Below are 18,001 nucleotides of genomic sequence, written 5' to 3' on the forward strand. Positions count from 1 at the left end.
CGCAGCGATGAATAAAGCCGGACTGGCATCAAAGAAGCCTTCCAGGGTGTCGCTCGGCACTTCTATGCGGCTACCCCTGCAAACGATGACGTATGATGAACGGCGCTGCGCCTGCCGCAGGGTGCGGCTTGCCAAAGAAAAAGCGGCCTTGAAAGGCCGTTTTTCTCACTCTGTCAGTCTTTGACTGAGCCGATCAGTCCTGCTGGACGACGCCACGCAGGTGGGTCAGTTCCATGATGAAGTGCTCGAGCTTGGACTTATGCTCGTGATGCTCGGTATCTTCGAGCTCTTTCTTCGCAGCTTCGATACGGCGGGTCAGTTCGTCCTTGTTGAGTTCTTCGACGCGAACAGCAGACTCGGCAAGCAGCGTGCAGCCGGTCGGCAGGATGTCGGCAAAACCGCCAAACACGACGTAGTCCTGCTTGGAGCCGGAAGCGGAACGTACGCTCACGATGCCCGGCTTGATGGTCGTCATCGTCGGAGCATGATTGGCCATGACCGTCATCTCGCCTTCGGTCGCAGGAATGACGACCTCGGTCACCATTTCCGACAACAGCAGACGCTCCGGCGAAACGAGCTCAAAGTTGAAATTGTCAGCCATCAGTGACTTACCTTCTCGGCTATGGCTTTCGCATCTTGCAATTTGGTCCCGCAGAACGGGCAGTGCATTATCGCTTGGTCGAGATATCCGAGGCCTTCCTCGGTCTGCGCCAACCCCACCACCATCATCGTCACGCCGTTATCGGCACGGTATATGGTCGGCACTGCAGGTTCAGGGAGTTCCGCCACGACCCCTTTGAGGGAGTCGCAGCAGAATATCTCGTCCTGAGCATCGCTCATCAGGCAGCTGCGAGCTTCTTGGCTTTCTCGACAGCTTCATCGATCGAGCCAACCATGTAGAAGGCAGCCTCCGGCAGGTGGTCATACTCGCCGTTGACGAGACCCTTGAAGCCCTTGATCGTGTCTTCGAGAGCAACGAGCTTGCCCGGCGAGCCGGTGAAGACTTCGGCAACGAAGAACGGCTGCGACAGGAAGCGTTCAATCTTGCGGGCGCGGGCAACAGCGATCTTGTCCTCTTCGGACAGTTCGTCCATGCCCAGGATGGCGATGATGTCCTGCAGGGCCTTGTAGCGCTGGAGGGTCGACTGAACCTTACGGGCAATTTCGTAATGTTCGTCGCCGACGACCAGCGGATCGAGCATGCGCGAGGTGGAGTCGAGCGGGTCGACAGCCGGGTAGATGCCCTTTTCAGCGATAGAACGCGACAGAACCGTCGTTGCGTCCAAGTGGGCGAACGAGGTTGCCGGTGCCGGGTCGGTCAAGTCGTCGGCCGGAACGTAAATGGCCTGAACCGAGGTGATCGAGCCGGTCGTCGTCGTGGTGATGCGTTCCTGCATCTGACCCATGTCCGTTGCAAGCGTCGGCTGATAGCCGACGGCCGAAGGAATACGGCCGAGCAGAGCCGACACTTCCGAACCTGCCTGCGTGAAGCGGAAGATATTGTCGACGAAGAACAGAACGTCCTGACCCTGGTCGCGGAAGTGTTCGGCAACCGTCAGACCAGTCAGAGCGACGCGAGCGCGGGCGCCCGGCGGTTCGTTCATCTGGCCATAAACCAGCGCAGCCTTGGAGCCTTCGCCGCCGCCATGCTTGTTGACGTTCGATTCGATCATTTCGTGGTAGAGGTCGTTGCCCTCGCGGGTACGTTCACCGACACCTGCGAAAACCGAGTAACCACCATGCGCCTTGGCGACGTTGTTGATCAGTTCCATGATCAGAACGGTCTTGCCGACGCCTGCGCCGCCAAAGAGGCCGATCTTGCCGCCGCGTGCGTAAGGCGCGAGAAGATCGACGACCTTGATGCCGGTGACGAGGATCTGTGCTTCCGTGGACTGCTCCACATAGGCCGGTGCGTCCTGGTGGATGGAACGCTTGTGTGCGGTAACCAGCGGACCAGCTTCGTCGACCGGCTCGCCGATGACGTTCATGATGCGGCCGAGCGTCTCGTTACCCACCGGAACCATGATCGGAGCACCGGTATCGGTGACTACCTGGCCGCGGACGAGACCTTCGGACGAGTCCATCGCAATGGTACGAACTTCGTTTTCGCCGAGGTGCTGGGCAACTTCGAGAACCAGACGGTTGCCGTTGTTGCTCGTTTCCAGCGCGTTCAGGATCTTCGGCAGATCGCCTTCGAAAGCAACGTCAACGACGGCGCCGATAACCTGTGTGACTCTGCCGACAGAGCCGGTCTTGGGGGTAGCTGCCTCAGCCATTTTCTGACCCTCTTTTCCTAACCTCAGAGCGCTTCCGCGCCCGAAATGATTTCAATGAGTTCCTTGGTGATCTGCGCCTGACGCTGACGGTTGTAGCTCAGCGTCAGCTTATTGATCATCTCACCAGCATTGCGCGTCGCGTTATCCATCGCGCTCATCTTGGCGCCCATTTCACCCGCGACGTTCTCAAGGAGAGCACGGAAGATCTGGACAGAGATATTGCGCGGGATCAGATCGTCGAGGATCGACGCCGGATCCGGCTCGTATTCGTATACAGCGCCAGCATGTTCTGCGTCCTCGGCGACAACCTCAGGGGCCTTGGCCGGAATGAGCTGCTGTGCGGTCGGAATCTGCGAGATGACCGACTTGAACTCGGAATAGAACAACGTGCAGACGTCGAATTCGCCGGCTTCGAACATCTCGATGATGCGCTTGCCGATCTGGTCTGCGTTCTCGAAGCCGACGCGCTTCACATCGCGCAGTTCCTTGCGCTCGATGATCAGCGAAGCGTATTCGCGACGCAGAATGTCGTAACCCTTCTTGCCGACGGTGAAGATCTTTACCGTCTTGCCCTCAGCGGTCAGCTTGCGGACGTGATCGCGCGCAAAACGCGCGATCTGCGAGTTGAAGCCACCGCAAAGACCGCGCTCCGCGGTGCAGACGACGAGCAGATGGACCTGGTCCTTGCCGGTGCCGGTCATAAGCGCCGGCGCACCGTCTGCATCGGTAACGGCCTTGGCGATGTTCGCCAGAACCGCACCCATGCGCTGCGAATAGGGCCTGGCGGCCTCGGCCGCCTCCTGCGCACGCCGAAGCTTCGCCGCGGCGACCATTTTCATCGCCTTGGTGATCTTCTGCGTCGCCTTGACGGAGGCGATCCGGTTCTTCAGATCCTTAAGTGAAGGCATCCGTTATCCGTCCTAACTTAGGGCCCGATTACGAGAAAGACTTGGCGAAGCTGTCAACAGCAGCCGTGAGCTGGCTCCTGGTGCCGTCGCTGATTGCCTTTTCCGTGCGGATCGCGTCGAGGATGGCGGAGCCTTCCGAACGCAGGTACGAAAGCAAGCCCTGCTCGAACTTGCCGACCGATGCGACCGGCAGCTTGTCGAGATAGCCGTTAACGCCAGCGAAAATCACCGCAACCTGCTCTTCCGTCTTCAGCGGCGAGAACTGCGGCTGCTTCAGAAGTTCGGTCAGGCGCGCACCGCGGTTCAGCAGGCGCTGCGTTGCAGCGTCAAGGTCCGAACCGAACTGGGCGAAGGCAGCCATTTCGCGATACTGGGCAAGTTCGCCCTTGATCGAGCCGGCAACCTGCTTCATCGCCTTGATCTGCGCCGCCGAACCGACGCGGGAAACCGACAGACCGACGTTCACGGCCGGGCGGATGCCCTGATAGAACAGGTCGGTTTCAAGGAAGATCTGGCCGTCGGTGATCGAGATCACGTTGGTCGGAATGAAGGCCGACACGTCGTTGCCCTGCGTTTCGATAACAGGAAGAGCAGTCAGCGAGCCGGCGCCCTGGTCGTCGTTCATCTTCGCAGCGCGCTCAAGGAGACGCGAGTGCAGGTAGAAAACGTCGCCCGGATAGGCTTCGCGGCCCGGCGGGCGGCGCAGCAGCAGCGACATCTGGCGGTAGGAAACGGCCTGCTTGGACAGGTCGTCGTAACCGATCAGCGCGTGCATGCCGTTATCGCGGAAATATTCGCCCATGGCGCAGCCGGCAAACGGTGCCAGATACTGCATCGGAGCCGGATCGGAAGCGGTAGCGGCAACGATGATCGAATACTTCAGCGCGCCGCGCTCTTCGAGCACCTTGACGAACTGTGCGACAGTCGAACGCTTCTGACCGATGGCGACGTAGACGCAGTAAAGCTTCTCACCTTCCGGACCGTTCTCGTGAATGGCCTTCTGGTTGAGGAAGGCATCGAGCAGGATCGCGGTCTTGCCGGTCTGGCGGTCGCCGATGACGAGCTCGCGCTGGCCGCGGCCAACCGGGATGAGGGCGTCGATGGCCTTGAGGCCGGTCGACATCGGCTCATGAACCGACTTGCGCGGAATGATGCCCGGAGCCTTGATGTCGACGCGCGAACGGCGGGTCGCGTTGATCGGGCCCTTGCCGTCGATCGGATTGCCGAGAGCATCGACAACACGGCCGAGCAGTTCCGGACCGACCGGAACGTCAACGATCGCGCCAGTGCGCTTGACGGTGTCGCCTTCCTTGATGTCGCGGTCGGCGCCGAAAATAACGACACCGACATTGTCGGATTCAAGGTTGAGCGCCATGCCGCGGATGCCGCCCGGGAACTCGACCATTTCACCTGCCTGGACGTTGTCCAGACCGTAAACGCGAGCGATACCGTCACCGACGGAGAGAACCTGGCCGACTTCCGAGACTTCTGCCTCTTTGCCGAAATTTTTGATCTGGTCTTTGAGAATTGCGGAAATTTCCGCGGCGCGGATATCCATCAGCCAACCTCTTTCAATGCGAGCTTAAGGGTAGAGAGTTTGGTACGAAGAGACGTATCAATCTGACGGGACCCGACCTTGACGATCAGACCACCAAGAATTGACGGATCAACCGTGACGTTGATCGTCACGTCTTTGCCGGTGACGCTCTTGAGTGCCGCCTTCAATTCGGTTTCCTGCGCTTCAGTCAGCGCATGGGCCGAAGTGACTTCGGCAGAAATTTCGCCGCGATGGTTGGCAGCAATGATACGGAAGGCCTTGATCATGCCCGGCAGGGCAAACAGGCGACGGTTACGCGCCACGACCTTCAGGAAATTGGCGAAGAAACCCGAGATGCCAGCCTTCTCGCTGAGAGCGATGATGGCCTTCACCTGATCCTCGGAGGAGAAAACCGGGCTCATGACGAAGCGCTTCAGGTCGCTGCTCTCATCCAGCATCGCCTGGAAACGGTCGAGATCGGCGGTAACGCTGTCGACCACACCTTCTTCGAGCGCCAACTCGAAAAGAGACGAGGCATAGCGCTCGGCAACACCAGAAGTAAGCTGGGACGTGTCTGCCACGGGCACAAATTTCCCTGATTTCAATCCAAAATCCGACTTCCGACGGGCGCCGAGCCTATGACTTTGAATTCGTTTTGATTTCCCCCAGAAATCGCAAGAGAAGCCTCTTGCTTCTTCCGAAATTCGGGGTCCGTCTAACATAGGATGTTCGGACTCGCAACACGCGTAACGCCCGAATAAGCCTTTCACATGATTTTCTATCGGCAAAATCACGCAAACGCCCGAAAGCGGCCTGTGAAGCGCTCTCTTTCGGCTCTGGATCAGCCCTGCAGGAAGCCAAATACGTGAAGGAGTGGCAAAGCCGCAACGGCGGCCTGTACAACCAGAAGTAAATAATTGAGCATCGTGCTCCCCCTGTCGGACAGGATGGAAATGATGCGAGCGAAAGCCGCCATCGCGAAGGCCGCTCCAAGCGCCAGATAAGTCCAGTCCTGCGCCAGCATGATCGCGGCAAGGCCGAGACCGAGATAGAAACCGCCTATCGACCGCACTTCACTGAAACCTTCGCGCCGCTCGCCGCGCGGAGCAAGGCCGAAGAAACGCATGGCAAGGCCGGGTGCAAACATCATGATGAAACCGGCAACCGCAGTGAAAGCCGCCGCGCCGAAAGCAAGCTGCTCGCCCATCTCCGTCGGAAAGTAGAACTCCATGCCTCGACCCCAAATCATCAGCTGATTCTGTGTTTATGCCATGATCGGCGACATCCGGAAACGCCGGGCCGCAACGATCTACAGGAAGCTCTGCGGATCGATATCGAGCTGCACCTGAACCGAGCCGCGCTCCTTCGGCGATTGTAAGAGCATCGCCCGCAGATAGGCCTGCATGTCCGAGTTCCGGCGGCCATGCACCAGGAGGCGGAAGCGATGGCGGCCGCGCACCAGCGCCAGCGGCGCCTCCGCCGGCCCGAGAACGGAAATGCCTGACACCTGCGGTGCGGCGTTGCGCATGCCGCGCGCATGGTTTTCCGCATCATGGCGCGTATCGGCTGAAACGATGATGGAGGCGAGCCTGCCGAAGGGCGGCAGGATGGCACGCTCGCGCTCGCTGATCTCGCGCTCGTAGAAAGCCCGGGCATCGCCGGAGACGATCGCCTGCATGACAGGATGCTGCGGCTGGTAGGTCTGCAGCAGACCGTGGCTCTTCAGGCCCGTTCGGCCGGCGCGGCCCGTGACCTGCGAAAGCAGCTGGAAGGTCCGCTCGGCCGCGCGCGGATCACCGTTCGCCAGGCCAAGATCGGAATCGACGATGCCGACCAGCGTCATCAGCGGGAAGTTGTGCCCCTTGGCGACAAGCTGCGTGCCGATGACGATATCGGCTTCGCCCTTGGCGATAGCATCGAGCTCCAGCCGCAGCCGCTTCACCCCGCCCAAGATGTCGGAGGAAAGCACGATGGTGCGCGCATCCGGAAAATGCCGCTCCACCTCTTCGGCAATGCGCTCCACGCCCGGCCCGCAAGCAACGAGATGGTCGAGCGTCCCGCATTCCGGGCAGGCCTCCGGCGTCGGCTCGTTATGACCGCACTGATGGCATTGCAATTGCCGGCGGAAGCGATGCTCCACCAGCCAGCTCGAACATTGCGGGCACTGGAAACGATGGCCGCAGACACGGCAGAGCGTCAGCGGCGCATAACCGCGGCGATTGAGGAAGAGCAGCGCCTGCTCGCCCTTCTCCACTGTTTTGCCGATCGCCCGAACCAGCACCGGCGACAGGAAACCGCCGCGCTCCGGCGCATGGCGCCGCATGTCGACGAGATGCAGGTCGGGCAGCGCGGCATCGCCAAAACGCGTCGGCAGATGGATCGTGCTGTAGCGTCCACTCTGGCCGTTCACCTGGCTTTCAACCGAAGGCGTCGCCGAAACGAGCACGACGGGGAAATCGCCGATCCGCGCCCGCACGACCGCCATGTCGCGCGCATTGTAGTAGACCCGGTCCTCCTGCTTGTAGGCAGGATCGTGCTCTTCATCGACGACGATGAGGCCCAGATCTTCGAACGGCAGGAAGAGGGCCGAGCGTGCGCCGGCGACGACCCGCACCTCTCCGGTCACCGCCTGCCGCCAGACCTTTTCACGGGTTCGCGGTGCAAGGTCGGAATGCCATTCGGCAGGTTTCGCGCCGAAGCGATCCTGAAAACGTTCGAGGAAACTTGCGGTAAGCGCGATCTCCGGCAGCAGGATCAGCACCTGCTTGCCGCGCCTGAGAGTTTCGGCAATCGCCTCGAAATAGACTTCCGTCTTGCCGGAGCCGGTAACGCCGTCGATCAGCGAAACCGCGAATTCGCCCTTGCGCACCTCATCCAGAATTTCCTCGGCAGCTTCCTTCTGCGGCCCTTCGAGGCGCGAACCGATAAAATCCGGGTCCGGCTTGGCAACGATGGGCGGCGGCGGCAGGAAGATGGTCTCGAAGATGCCCTGTGCTATCAGCCCGTCGACAACGCTGGTGGAAACGCCCGCCGCATGCGCAAGGCCGGTACGCGTCCAGGAAAGCCCGTCCGATGTTGCGTCAAGCACACGGGCGCGCGCCGGCGTCATCCGCTCCGGCTCGCCGCCGACGAAACGCAATCCCTCCACCATCGGCTCCGGCTCGAAAGCATTCGGCGCCCTCAGCGCCATCCGCGCCACCAGTCCCGGCGGAGAAAGCGTATAGGTCGCCACCCAGTCGATGAAATCCCGCATCTCCTTGTTGAGCGGCGGGCAATCGAAAACGTGGGTGATGGGCCTGAGCTTCTTAGGATCGACGCCATCCTCGCCGCCATCCCAGACGACGCCGATCACCTGGCGTGGCCCGAGCGGCACCTGCACGACCGAGCCGGGCTCGACCGCCATGCCTTCAGGCACCGAATAGGAATAGGGTTTTGGCGCCGGCATCGGCACCAGCACCGGAACCGTACGGTTCACGGGCGGAGCCTCGAAAAGCGCGCCAAAAAGATCGGACGAATCTGTACTCATTGCGGCAGACCATGCCCGCAACGGCCATAAAATGAAACCCGCCGACAATGAGGACTACGCGTCATCATCGTCTTCACCGGCGATCGTTCCCGTCAGTCGCATGCCTTCGATCCAGGTGGCGCCATTCTCGCGGATGACCTTTCGCGGACGAACGCCACAGCGTTCGCGCACGGCATCGGCCAGTTGCACCGAGTGGGTGACGATCCAGACCTGGCTGCTCTTTGACGCTTCCGCGATCATATCGGCGAGCGGCACCAGCATATCGGGATGCAGGCTCGCCTCAGGCTCATTCAAGGCAATGAGCGCCGGCAGCCGATAAGAGAGCAGTGCAGCGGCAAGGCCGAGGAAGCGAATCTGCCCGTCAGACAGTTCGCGCGGATGAAAGACCCGGTGCGGGAAATCCGGAAGCATCAAACCGAATTCCGCCGCCTCGCCCGGTTCCGGCACGACGAGCCTTGCACCGCCGAGCGCCGATGCCAGGATGCGATCAAGCTCGACCGTATCCTGCCGCGTATGGGCAATCGTCGCAAAGACGGCGGCGAGATTGGCCCCATCCTCGTCCAGCATGGGGCTGGTGACGGCAAGGCATGGATGGCGAAGCGGAGAAGCCCTGTCCGTGCGAAATCCGTGGAAGAAGCGCCAGTTGTTGACGATGCGGCGAAAGGCGGCAACTTCGGGAAAATGGCCGGCATCCCCGAGGAGCGCAATCGCAGTTTCCGATGTCAGCGCCTCGTCCGGATAATCCTGCATCCGTCCCGTACCATCGCGGACGGAGATGCCGGGGCCGGCGCGCTTCATCATCGTCACCGCGCGGCGGCCGGTTTCGACGGAAAGCTCCTCGGCCTTGATCTGCGGTCCCAGCGCGAAACCCGCAGCCGCCTCCGACGGGCGCAGCCCGGCCTCGACATGATATCGGAATGTGACGGCCCGCTCCTCGTCGATGATCTCGACTTCCAGGCGGATGCGCGCAGGTCCGTCGGACTTGGGACGCGTGCCGGACCAGAGGGCCGAGAGCATGCCGCCTTCAGCCGCAAGCTCATAAGCCAGCCGCCCGCGAACCGCCGCCTGCACAAGCTGTAGGGCACGATAGAGATTGGACTTGCCGGCGCCGTTCTCGCCGAGAAACAGCGTCGTATCCGCCAGATCCATGCGGATCGAGCGCAGTGACCGATAATTCTTGGCAAACATGGAGCGAAGACGCATGCTTCCGCTTTAGCGCAAAGCAACGTTAAAAAGAATGGGCCGCAACGCGCTCCGGCGATAGTTGCCGGGATACGGGTACGAAGCGTGAGTCCCCATCGGTCGCCATGTCATAGACCGTATGCTTTTCCAGCGCCTTCGTCACCTCGTTCAGATCGCCGTCGAGTTCTTCTGCGGGAATGAGATTGCCGATGACGAAATCGAAGCGGTCGCCCTTCTTGTTCAGAAGTTCATAGAAGACAGTCATGTCGCGCAGTTCCGTCGACCATTTGGCAAACCAGTAGAAAAGCCCGGAATTGCGCGCCGTCATGTGAACGGGCAGGATCGGCAGGCCGTATTTGCGGGCAAGGCCGACGGCAGACGTTTTCCACGGCCGCTCGTTCAGCCGTCCGTTCGCCCAATAGGCGATACGGCCCGAAGGGAAAAGCACGGTCGCCTTGCCCTCCTTCACCGCATGATTGGTAAGCTGCAGCGTCTCGCGCGCCTTGAGCTTGCTCTTGAATTCCTCTCGCCATTCGACCGGTATGATCATTTCCGCAAAGCGCGGATTGACGCGCACCGCATCGCGGTTGGCGAAGAACATCATATCCGGGCGGCGCGTGTTCAAAAGATCGAAAACGGCCACGCCATCGGCAATGCCGGTCGGATGATTGCTAACGAGAATGAAACCGCCGGATGCCGGAATGCGCTCGGCATTGGTAACGCCGATATCAAGCTTCAGCAGATTGCTCATATATTCGAACGACTGGAAGCCCGGCATGTTGGCGACGTCATTGGCGAATTCGATCGCCTTATTGTAGCGCAGCAGCGTGTAGAGAAACGGCCGCATGAGTGGCCAAAGAGGATGGCGGACGATCTTCTGTCCGCGCTCGGCAATCAACGTATCGACGATATGGCCGGGCTTTCCGTGTGAAACCAGGGCAATCGCTTCCGCGAGTTGTCCAAAGGCCGTCATGGAATCGCGCCGTGCCATGAAAATTCCTGTCTTAAGGGAGCGATAAGCTATCTCAATGAATTATGATCGATACATGACAAGGGCTTGGCAAGCATTAGCAATTCCATAACGCCACTGCTTCAAAATTGGCGTCATCGAAAGCAAATTCAAGAGCCGAAGCCCGTGAATGAACTCCTGATCATTGCCGACCCGCACCTGATGACCGAACGCAGCGCCTGGCTCGAAAACCTCGCCCGGGAGCGCCGTCTCTCTGCGCATACGCTTGATGCCTATGAGCGCGACACACGCCAGTTCCTGACCTTCATGACCGGCCATCTCGGTGGCCCGACGACGCTGCGCGATGTCGAAACGCTGCGCGCGGCAGACTTCCGCGCCTTTCTGGCCGCCCGCCGCAAGGAGGGCTCCGGTGCTCGCTCGGTAGCCCGCAATCTCGCCGGCATACGCTCCTTTCTGCGTCACCTTGAAAAGAAGGGACTTGTGAATGCGGCAGGCGCCGGCGCCGTGCGGTCACCGAAGCAGCCGAAATCCCTTCCCAAGCCGCTCTCCGACAAACAGGCCATCAACGTTGTCAGCAGCGACGCCCAGCTCCATGACGAGCCGTGGATTGCCGCGCGCGATGCCGCCGTCATGACGCTGCTTTATGGCTGCGGCCTGCGTATTTCCGAGGCGCTCGACCTGACGCCGACAGATGTCCGAACCGGCGCCACCACGCTGCGCATCACCGGCAAGGGCAACAAGACGCGCCTTGTGCCGCTGTTGCCCATCGTTTTCGAAGCCATCGAGAAATACCAGCAGCTCTGCCCCCTTCATCTTGACGAAGGCGAGCCGCTGTTTCGCGGCGCCCGCGGCGGCAAGCTGCAGGCAGCCATCATTCAGCGCGCCATGCAAAAGCTGCGAAGCGCCTTCGGCTTGCCCGAGACGGCGACCCCGCATGCGCTGCGCCACTCCTTCGCCACCCATCTCCTTGCCGGTGGCGGCGACCTGCGCACCATTCAGGAGTTGCTCGGCCATGCCAGCCTCTCCACCACCCAAGTCTATACCGGCGTCGATGCATCAAGGCTTCTGGAGGTGTATGATAGGGCGCATCCCCGCGCATAAGCCTTCGTTAACGCTGTCTCTTAAAGGAATATGCGCAAGCCCGGCGTAGAGCATGAGGCTTGAAGCACATGTGACCGGATTACCATCATGACGATCTCCATCGGCCACCGGACTTTCCATATCGCGCAGCCGGGCAGTATCCTGCTCTGGCTGATCGCCGCGTTTCACATGCTGCTTGCCGCCGCACTGCTCGCTGTCATCTTTTCCGTGACGCCAGCCGATGCTGCCGAGGATAGCTGCACCGGAAAGAACCTGCTTACCGAGTTGCAGCAGAACGATCCCGCCCGTTATGCCGAAGCCGTCAAGGAAGCGGATGCCACGCCGAACGGCAAAGGCATTTTCTGGAAGATCGAGAAGTCGGGCCTGAAGCCATCATGGCTGCTCGGCACCATGCATGTCACCGATCCGCGCGTGTTGAACCTGCCGCCACGTGCCCAGGAAGCCCATGACGACGCCGATACGATCGTGATCGAATCCGACGAGATCCTCGACGAGAAGAAGGCGACCGCAGCCCTTCTGATGAAGCCCGACCTGATGATGTTCACGGACGGCACCACCATCGAAAAGCTTCTTTCCCCTGAAGATTACACCCGCCTCGAAGCCGGGTTGAAGCAACGCGGCATTCCGCTCTCGGCCGTTTCCCGCATGCGGCCCTGGATGATTTCAAGCGTCGTGGCACTTCCTGCCTGCGAGATCGCCCGCAAGGCGAAGGGCGTGCAGTTCCTCGACCAGAAGATCGCCGCCGATGCGGCTGCCGAAGGCAAGCAGGTCAAGGGGCTGGAAACCCTGGCCGAACAGCTGCAGGCCATGGCCGAGCTGCCGGTCGCATTTCATCTGAAGTCGCTGATCGAGACACTCGAGCTCGGAGCCAAGATGAACGACGTCGTCGAGACCATGACCGACATCTATCTCTCCGGCGATATCGGCATGACAATGCCGATGTTGAAGACCGTCTCGCCCGAAGGCAGCGATGAGGACAGCGATTACGCTGCCTTCGAACAGCGCGTCATTCTTGATCGCAACAAGGTGATGGCCGAACGCGTCGCACCCATCCTCGCCAACGGCAACGTCTTCATGGCTGTCGGCGCCCTGCATCTGCCGGGCAAGGACGGGGTTATCGAACTGCTGCGCCAGCAGGGCTTCACCGTCACAGCGGTGAACTGACCTGCTAGAGCCTTTAACCGATTGTCATCCGCCGCAAGACATCGGTCTTCCAGTAAAACTGGTGAACCAGCGCGCCGAAGACATGGGCAGCAATGACGATCCAGAGGATCAGCTTCAGGACGTCAGCATGCAGCGATCCCAGCGCTTCCGCACCGAAATAATATGCCGCGATGCCTGACGCCGGCAGGGCGAGCAGCAGCAGATAAAGGCTTGTATGCGCGAGCCGCGCGGCAAGCCGAAAAATTGCCGGCTCGTCTGCGGATTCAGGCGGTACGCCCTTCACGAAGCGCAGACCGAGCCTGAGGATCGTCACGAGCAGGATTGCGATACCGACATAGGCGTGGATATTGGCCGAAGCGATCTGTTCCGGCGATGGCGTGCCGCCATGACGGACAAGCCGGTACCAGGCATTCATGCCGTCAGGCAAAAGAAGATTGAAGAGGACCAGGAGCACGGTCGCCCAGTGAAGGAAACGCTGGGAGAGGCTGTAGCCGACAACGACGCGATCATTCATTTTCTTGGCTTTCGTCAAATAGTTAGCGAAACTTGCCTACCAAATAAAAACGCCGCCTGCCCGAAGGCAAGCGGCATTATGAATGATTGCTGATATTTAATCTTACAGATGGATCGGCTTGAAGAACGCGGCGAGTGCTGCCTCCTTCACGGCTTCCGACATGGTCGGATGCGCGTGGCAGGTGCGGCCGAGATCTTCTGCAGAGCCGCCGAATTCCATCAGCACGGCGATCTCGTGGATCATCTCGCCGGCACCGAAGCCAACGATATGGCCACCGAGCACGCGGTCGGTTTCATTATCGGAGAGGATCTTGACGAAGCCGTCCGTCGCCAGCATGGCGCGGGCGCGACCGTTGGCCGAGAACGGGAACTTGCCGACCTTGTAGGCGACGCCTGCAGCCTTCAGCTCTTCCTCGGTCTTGCCGACGGAAGCGACTTCCGGCTGCGTGTAAACGACGCTCGGGATGACGTCGTAATTCACATGGCCGTGCTGGCCGGCGAGGATTTCGGCAAGCGCGACACCCTCGTCTTCGGCCTTGTGCGCCAGCATCGGTCCCTGCACGACGTCGCCGATCGCATAAATGCCCTCGACATTGGTCTTGAAGTGACCGTCGATTTCGACGCGACCACGATTGTCGAGCTTGACGCCTGCTTCTTCCAGACCGAGGCCTGCCGTGTAGGGAATGCGGCCAGTGGAGATCAGAACGACATCGGCTTCGAGCGTCTGGGTAGAACCACCGGCCACCGGCTCGAAAGTCACCTTGGCGCCCTTGTCACCCTTTTCGACGCCCGTCACCTTGGAGCTCAGTTTGATGTCGATACCCTGCTTGCCCAGCATGCGCTGGAACTGCTTGGAAACATCGCCATCCATCGCACCGAGAATCTTGTCGAGATATTCGACGACGGTAACCCTTGCGCCGAGGCGCGACCAGACCGAGCCGAGCTCGAGGCCGATGACGCCGCCACCGACGACGATCATGGTCTCCGGCACCTTTTCCAGCGCAATGGCGCCGGTGGAGGATACGATGATCTTTTCGTCGATATCGACCTTGACGCCCGGAATGCCGGCAACGTCGGAACCCGTGGCGATGACGATGTTCTTGCCTTCGATTTCCTGAACCGTGCCGTCTTCGGCGGCCACAGAGACCTTGCCGGCGGAGACGATCTTGCCGGTGCCATGGAAGGTGTCGATCTTGTTCTTCTTGAACAGGAAGGCAACGCCATCGACGTTGGACTTTACCGTCGCATCCTTGTGCGCCAGCATCTTTTCGAGATTGAGCTTGGGAGCGGCGACTTCGATGCCGAGTTCTTCCATGTGATGCGTTGCATGGAACATTTCGGAAGCATGCAGCAGCGCCTTGGAGGGGATGCAGCCGACATTCAGGCAGGTGCCGCCATAGGTCGCGCGCTTCTCGACGACGGCCACCTTCAGGCCGAGCTGGGCAGCCTTGATTGCCGCGACATAGCCGCCAGGGCCGGTTCCGATAACAATCACATCATAGGACATTGCTTTTTCCCTTTGCGTTATTGACTAGCGCCCGCCGCTCACATTGAGGATCGCGCCTGTTATGTAGGAGGCCGAAGGGGAAAGCAGATAGACGATCGCATCGGCCACCTCCTCCACCTGTCCGGTTCGCTTCATCGGGATCGATGAAGCCATTTCTTTCGGCTTGTCCGGCTGGCCGCCGGTAGCATGGATATCCGTTTCGATGATGCCGGGCCGAATCGCATTCACCCTGATGCCCTCATCGGCAACTTCCTTGGAAAGCCCGATCGTGAAGGTGTCGATGGCAGCCTTGGACGCGGCATAATCGACATATTGCTCCGGCCCGCCGATCACCGCAGCCATGGAGGAGATATTGACGATCCCGCCACCCCGGCCACCATGCTTCGTCGACATGCGCCGCACCGCCTGACCGGCGCAGAGGATGGAACCAGTCACATTGATCCGCATCATTCGCTCAAGGCGCTCGGCGGTCATCTCATCGACGCGGGCGATATAATCGACGACACCGGCATTGTTCACCAGTCCGTCCAGCCGCCCGAAATGGCGGTCGACCGCTTCGAACATCGACAGGATATCCGTGGCATTACCGACATCGCCCTTGATTGCGATTGCGTCTCCGCCGGCCGTCTTGATCTCCGAAACCACGGCGCTTGCCGCCGCCTCGTTCGAGGCGTAGTTCACCGCAATCCGCCAGCCCTGACGCGCAGCAACCAAGCAAGCGGCGGCACCGATACCGCGGCTGCCGCCGGTAACGAGCAAAACGGGACCGTCAGTCATTGTGCGCATCCCTTGAAATCGAGAACATCCCAAGGCGCGACCTTGGCCTTGCCGTCACCCCAGGCAGAAGATTGGCGGATCGCCGGGCCAAGGCCGGGAAAGACAATCTTTCCCGCTGCCGAGCTGTCGCCGGACTGCAGATTGTCGAGCCCGCCATCGGCAGTTGCGCGATAGACGAAGCCCTGCCAGACCGTGCAGGCATCGAGATCGGCACCCGTGACGTCGCCATCCGGGCAGTTGAACAACACCATGCCCATGGTCCGCTCCGGATCGTCGGAGGACATGACATAGCCATCCATGACGACTGAGGTCTTGAGCGCACTGAGCTTGAACCGGTGGCTTGACGTCACAGCTTCAGACGCAATCGGTGAAAAGCGCAGCTCATAGGCACCGTCGCGATCGGCGTAGATCGCCTTGCCCTGCTTGCACTCAGCGGCAATAGCCGAAGCCGGCGCGCAGGAAAGCACGGCGATCATCATCGCGACTATACCTTTAGTCAGCATGTGCCCTGCTCCGCTCATTGATGGTTCGGCTCTCTGCGTCCGTCAGCGTTCTCGGCGACCTGGAAATCCGTCAGCAGCACCAGCGGACGTCCGTCCTTGGCCAGGCCCCAGAACGCCGGATAGAAGCCGTCGCCCCAGCCGCTCCAGAACATTGCCACATTGCCCTTCTTGCCTTCCATCGGCCGGTGCAGGGCATAGACACCCTTGCTGGCATCGAGTTCGGAGGCGACTACGTCGTCGTAATAATTGACGTCAGAACCCGGCTTCTGAGCCTGCACCTGCTGCTCGCGTTGTCCGATCAGCACGAGCGTGTCGGCATCCATGTAGCTGCCAAGGCCGGCATCGACGGGATAACCGAAGATCTCGTCATCCTTCAGCGTTCCCACATCCTGACCCGGCAAAGTCGCAAGCTCCCAGTGATCGGGCTTGCCTTCGGCAAAGCGCATGCTTGCCGCCGCAACCCGACCGAAAGCCTCATAGAGCCGCACCGGATAATCGCCGACAGGAACCGTTTTCGCCAATGCCGGCCGATCCGGCTGTGCCAGTGGATCTGCGGCAACGATACGGCCCGAGGTCAGCTCGACATTGCCCATGTCGATAATCTTGATCGAGCGTGCGGAAAGCTGCGCATCATCAAGCGATACGAAGTCGAAATTGCTGCTCGCCTTGTTCACATCGAAGGCGAGAGTCGAGACCGGCACGAAGGCAACCGTGGCGCAGAATACTGCGCCCGCCGCTCGCATGATCCGGTCTCGCATCGCAGAACGCTCCGCTTAGAGGTCCAGAACCAGACGTTCCGGATCTTCCAGGCTTTCCTTGACGCGGACGAGGAAGGTGACCGCTTCCTTGCCGTCGACGATACGGTGGTCGTAGGAGAGCGCCAGATACATCATCGGGCGGATGACGACCTGACCGCCGATGGCGACGGGACGCTCCTGGATCTTGTGCATGCCGAGAATGCCCGACTGCGGTGCGTTCAGGATCGGCGAAGACATCAGCGAACCATAGACACCACCGTTGGTGATGGTGAAGGTGCCGCCCTGCATCTCGGCCATGGAGAGCGAGCCATCACGGGCAGCCTTGGCGAGACGGCCGAGTTCCTTCTCGATCTCAGCGATCGACATCTGGTCGGCGTCGCGGATGACGGGAACGACGAGGCCCTTGTCGGTACCGACGGCCATGCCGACATGGCAGTAGTTCTTGTAGATGAGGTCAGTGCCGTCGATCTCGGCGTTGACAGCCGGCAGTTCCTTCAGCGCATGCGTCACGGCTTTGGTGAAGAAGCCCATGAAGCCGAGCTTCACGCCATGCTTCTTCTCGAAGACATCCTTGTACTTGTTGCGCAGATCCATGACGGCCTTCATGTCCACCTCGTTGTAGGTGGTCAGCATGGCAGCCGTGTTCTGTGCATCCTTGAGGCGCTTGGCGATCGTCTGGCGCAGGCGCGTCATCTTCACACGCTCTTCGCGGCCGGCATCTTCGACCGTCGAAGGGCCGCGCGGCGCAGCAGGGGCAGCCGGGGCCGCGGCCGGAGCCGTTGCAGCCTTGGCGACGGCAGCGATGACATCGCCCTTCAGGACCTGGCCACGCTTGCCGCTGCCATCGACCTGATCAGCCGAGAGATTGTTTTCCGCCAGCATCTTTGCCGCGGCCGGAGCCGGCGGCATGGAGGATACGGAAGCGCTCGAAGCAGCTGCGGCAACGGCAGCAGCCGGTGCGGCAGGAGCAGCAGGCGTCGGAGCCGGAGCGGCAGGCGCTGCTGCCGGGGCAGCGGCAGCAGGAGCAGCAGCGGCACCTGCACCTTCGGCGATCTGGCCGAGAAGGGCGCCGAGACCAACCGTCTCGCCAGCCTGGGCGACGATTTCCGAAAGCGTGCCGGAAGCCGGAGCCGGAACTTCGATGGTCACCTTGTCGGTTTCAAGCTCGAGAATCGGCTCGTCGGCCTTGATGACGTCGCCGACCTTCTTGAACCAGGTGCCGACGGTTGCCTCGCTGACGGATTCACCGAGTGTTGGAACGCGGATTTCTGTGGCCATT

Annotated in this window: 18 protein-coding genes; 2 read left to right on the forward strand and 16 right to left on the reverse strand. The window is 60.7% G+C overall.

The genetic code is table 11. The annotated features are described in order from the left end of the window. Nucleotides 1-193: 193 nt before the first annotated feature. The 10 genes from AC1DNW_RS06820 to AC1DNW_RS06865 all read right to left on the reverse strand — a co-directional run bounded on the left by AC1DNW_RS06820 (nt 194) and on the right by AC1DNW_RS06865 (nt 10,420). On the reverse strand, nt 194-601 hold the full coding sequence (locus AC1DNW_RS06820; protein ID WP_113308256.1) for a F0F1 ATP synthase subunit epsilon: 408 nt from the start codon (nt 599-601) through the stop codon (nt 194-196). Continuing rightward, the gene (locus AC1DNW_RS06825) at nt 601-840 is read right to left on the reverse strand and encodes a hypothetical protein (protein ID WP_113299149.1); all 240 of its coding nucleotides are present in this window, start codon (nt 838-840) and stop codon (nt 601-603) included. The genes AC1DNW_RS06820 and AC1DNW_RS06825 overlap by 1 nt, the downstream gene beginning before the upstream one ends. Continuing rightward, the gene (gene atpD / locus AC1DNW_RS06830; RefSeq protein WP_113308258.1) at nt 840-2,276 is read right to left on the reverse strand and encodes a F0F1 ATP synthase subunit beta; all 1,437 of its coding nucleotides are present in this window, start codon (nt 2,274-2,276) and stop codon (nt 840-842) included. The genes AC1DNW_RS06825 and atpD overlap by 1 nt, the downstream gene beginning before the upstream one ends. A 23-nt stretch (nt 2,277-2,299) precedes the next feature. Continuing rightward, the gene (locus AC1DNW_RS06835) at nt 2,300-3,184 is read right to left on the reverse strand and encodes a F0F1 ATP synthase subunit gamma (protein WP_113308259.1); all 885 of its coding nucleotides are present in this window, start codon (nt 3,182-3,184) and stop codon (nt 2,300-2,302) included. A gap of 28 nt (nt 3,185-3,212) precedes the next feature. Continuing rightward, nucleotides 3,213-4,742, reverse strand: coding sequence for a F0F1 ATP synthase subunit alpha (gene atpA, locus AC1DNW_RS06840; protein ID WP_113299152.1), 1,530 nt, complete (start codon nt 4,740-4,742; stop codon nt 3,213-3,215). Then, nucleotides 4,742-5,308, reverse strand: coding sequence for a F0F1 ATP synthase subunit delta (locus AC1DNW_RS06845; RefSeq protein WP_113308260.1), 567 nt, complete (start codon nt 5,306-5,308; stop codon nt 4,742-4,744). Before AC1DNW_RS06845 ends, atpA begins: the two co-directional genes overlap by 1 nt. Before the next feature lie 254 nt (nt 5,309-5,562). After that, nucleotides 5,563-5,952 carry an AGROH133_08824 family phage infection protein gene (locus AC1DNW_RS06850; RefSeq protein WP_113308261.1) on the reverse strand — a complete coding sequence of 130 codons (390 nt, stop codon included), beginning with the start codon at nt 5,950-5,952 and terminating at the stop codon, nt 5,563-5,565. Between the two features lie 78 nt (nt 5,953-6,030). Further along, nucleotides 6,031-8,247: a primosomal protein N' gene (locus tag AC1DNW_RS06855; protein WP_113308262.1), complete on the reverse strand. Its 2,217-nt coding sequence runs from the start codon at nt 8,245-8,247 to the stop codon at nt 6,031-6,033. A gap of 54 nt (nt 8,248-8,301) precedes the next feature. Beyond that, nucleotides 8,302-9,450: an AAA family ATPase gene (locus AC1DNW_RS06860; RefSeq protein ID WP_113308263.1), complete on the reverse strand. Its 1,149-nt coding sequence runs from the start codon at nt 9,448-9,450 to the stop codon at nt 8,302-8,304. A gap of 25 nt (nt 9,451-9,475) precedes the next feature. After that, a complete protein-coding gene (locus AC1DNW_RS06865; RefSeq protein ID WP_113308264.1) occupies nt 9,476-10,420 on the reverse strand; it encodes a GNAT family N-acetyltransferase in 945 nt (314 codons plus the stop codon). A 144-nt stretch (nt 10,421-10,564) separates the two neighbouring features. On the opposite strand from AC1DNW_RS06865, the gene AC1DNW_RS06870 reads away from it, so the two are divergent. Together AC1DNW_RS06870 and AC1DNW_RS06875 are read left to right on the forward strand one after the other, a co-directional pair. After that, nucleotides 10,565-11,500, forward strand: coding sequence for a tyrosine recombinase XerC (locus tag AC1DNW_RS06870; RefSeq protein WP_477852253.1), 936 nt, complete (start codon nt 10,565-10,567; stop codon nt 11,498-11,500). An 87-nt stretch (nt 11,501-11,587) separates the two neighbouring features. After that, complete coding sequence (locus tag AC1DNW_RS06875) at nt 11,588-12,664, forward strand: TraB/GumN family protein (RefSeq protein WP_113308266.1); 1,077 nt, start codon at nt 11,588-11,590, stop codon at nt 12,662-12,664. A gap of 13 nt (nt 12,665-12,677) precedes the next feature. Here AC1DNW_RS06875 and AC1DNW_RS06880 read toward each other — a convergent pair whose 3' ends face one another. The 6 genes from AC1DNW_RS06880 to odhB all read right to left on the reverse strand — a co-directional run bounded on the left by AC1DNW_RS06880 (nt 12,678) and on the right by odhB (nt 18,000). Continuing rightward, on the reverse strand, nt 12,678-13,178 hold the full coding sequence (locus AC1DNW_RS06880; RefSeq protein ID WP_113299160.1) for a cytochrome b/b6 domain-containing protein: 501 nt from the start codon (nt 13,176-13,178) through the stop codon (nt 12,678-12,680). Nucleotides 13,179-13,280: 102 nt separating this feature from the next. Further along, nucleotides 13,281-14,684: a dihydrolipoyl dehydrogenase gene (gene lpdA / locus AC1DNW_RS06885; protein ID WP_477852255.1), complete on the reverse strand. Its 1,404-nt coding sequence runs from the start codon at nt 14,682-14,684 to the stop codon at nt 13,281-13,283. A gap of 24 nt (nt 14,685-14,708) precedes the next feature. After that, the gene (locus tag AC1DNW_RS06890) at nt 14,709-15,461 is read right to left on the reverse strand and encodes an SDR family oxidoreductase (protein ID WP_113308268.1); all 753 of its coding nucleotides are present in this window, start codon (nt 15,459-15,461) and stop codon (nt 14,709-14,711) included. Next, complete coding sequence (locus AC1DNW_RS06895) at nt 15,458-15,964, reverse strand: hypothetical protein (RefSeq protein WP_477833790.1); 507 nt, start codon at nt 15,962-15,964, stop codon at nt 15,458-15,460. Before AC1DNW_RS06895 ends, AC1DNW_RS06890 begins: the two co-directional genes overlap by 4 nt. A 14-nt stretch (nt 15,965-15,978) precedes the next feature. Beyond that, entirely contained in the window at nt 15,979-16,722 is a 744-nt protein-coding gene (locus AC1DNW_RS06900; protein WP_113308270.1) for a DUF4241 domain-containing protein, read from the reverse strand. A gap of 15 nt (nt 16,723-16,737) precedes the next feature. Continuing rightward, nucleotides 16,738-18,000: a 2-oxoglutarate dehydrogenase complex dihydrolipoyllysine-residue succinyltransferase gene (odhB, locus tag AC1DNW_RS06905; RefSeq protein ID WP_477852256.1), complete on the reverse strand. Its 1,263-nt coding sequence runs from the start codon at nt 17,998-18,000 to the stop codon at nt 16,738-16,740. Between the last annotated feature and the right edge of the window lies 1 nt (nt 18,001).

Source organism: Rhizobium sp. 05L429, from assembly GCF_056397645.1.

Excerpts from the sequence above, each read along its gene's own strand:
- AC1DNW_RS06820 (WP_113308256.1), bottom strand. The coding sequence starts at position 601 with ATGGCTGACAATTTCAACTTTGAGCTCGTTTCGCCGGAGCGTCTGCTG.
- AC1DNW_RS06825 (WP_113299149.1), bottom strand. The coding sequence starts at position 840 with ATGAGCGATGCTCAGGACGAGATATTCTGCTGCGACTCCCTCAAAGGG.
- atpD (WP_113308258.1), bottom strand. The coding sequence starts at position 2,276 with ATGGCTGAGGCAGCTACCCCCAAGACCGGCTCTGTCGGCAGAGTCACA.
- AC1DNW_RS06835 (WP_113308259.1), bottom strand. The coding sequence starts at position 3,184 with ATGCCTTCACTTAAGGATCTGAAGAACCGGATCGCCTCCGTCAAGGCG.
- atpA (WP_113299152.1), bottom strand. The coding sequence starts at position 4,742 with ATGGATATCCGCGCCGCGGAAATTTCCGCAATTCTCAAAGACCAGATC.
- AC1DNW_RS06850 (WP_113308261.1), bottom strand. The coding sequence starts at position 5,952 with ATGGAGTTCTACTTTCCGACGGAGATGGGCGAGCAGCTTGCTTTCGGC.
- AC1DNW_RS06855 (WP_113308262.1), bottom strand. The coding sequence starts at position 8,247 with ATGAGTACAGATTCGTCCGATCTTTTTGGCGCGCTTTTCGAGGCTCCG.
- AC1DNW_RS06860 (WP_113308263.1), bottom strand. The coding sequence starts at position 9,450 with ATGCGTCTTCGCTCCATGTTTGCCAAGAATTATCGGTCACTGCGCTCG.
- AC1DNW_RS06865 (WP_113308264.1), bottom strand. The coding sequence starts at position 10,420 with ATGGCACGGCGCGATTCCATGACGGCCTTTGGACAACTCGCGGAAGCG.
- AC1DNW_RS06875 (WP_113308266.1), top strand. The coding sequence starts at position 11,588 with ATGACGATCTCCATCGGCCACCGGACTTTCCATATCGCGCAGCCGGGC.
- AC1DNW_RS06880 (WP_113299160.1), bottom strand. The coding sequence starts at position 13,178 with ATGAATGATCGCGTCGTTGTCGGCTACAGCCTCTCCCAGCGTTTCCTT.
- lpdA (WP_477852255.1), bottom strand. The coding sequence starts at position 14,684 with ATGTCCTATGATGTGATTGTTATCGGAACCGGCCCTGGCGGCTATGTC.
- AC1DNW_RS06890 (WP_113308268.1), bottom strand. The coding sequence starts at position 15,461 with ATGACTGACGGTCCCGTTTTGCTCGTTACCGGCGGCAGCCGCGGTATC.
- AC1DNW_RS06895 (WP_477833790.1), bottom strand. The coding sequence starts at position 15,964 with ATGCTGACTAAAGGTATAGTCGCGATGATGATCGCCGTGCTTTCCTGC.
- AC1DNW_RS06900 (WP_113308270.1), bottom strand. The coding sequence starts at position 16,722 with ATGCGAGACCGGATCATGCGAGCGGCGGGCGCAGTATTCTGCGCCACG.
- odhB (WP_477852256.1), bottom strand. The coding sequence starts at position 18,000 with ATGGCCACAGAAATCCGCGTTCCAACACTCGGTGAATCCGTCAGCGAG.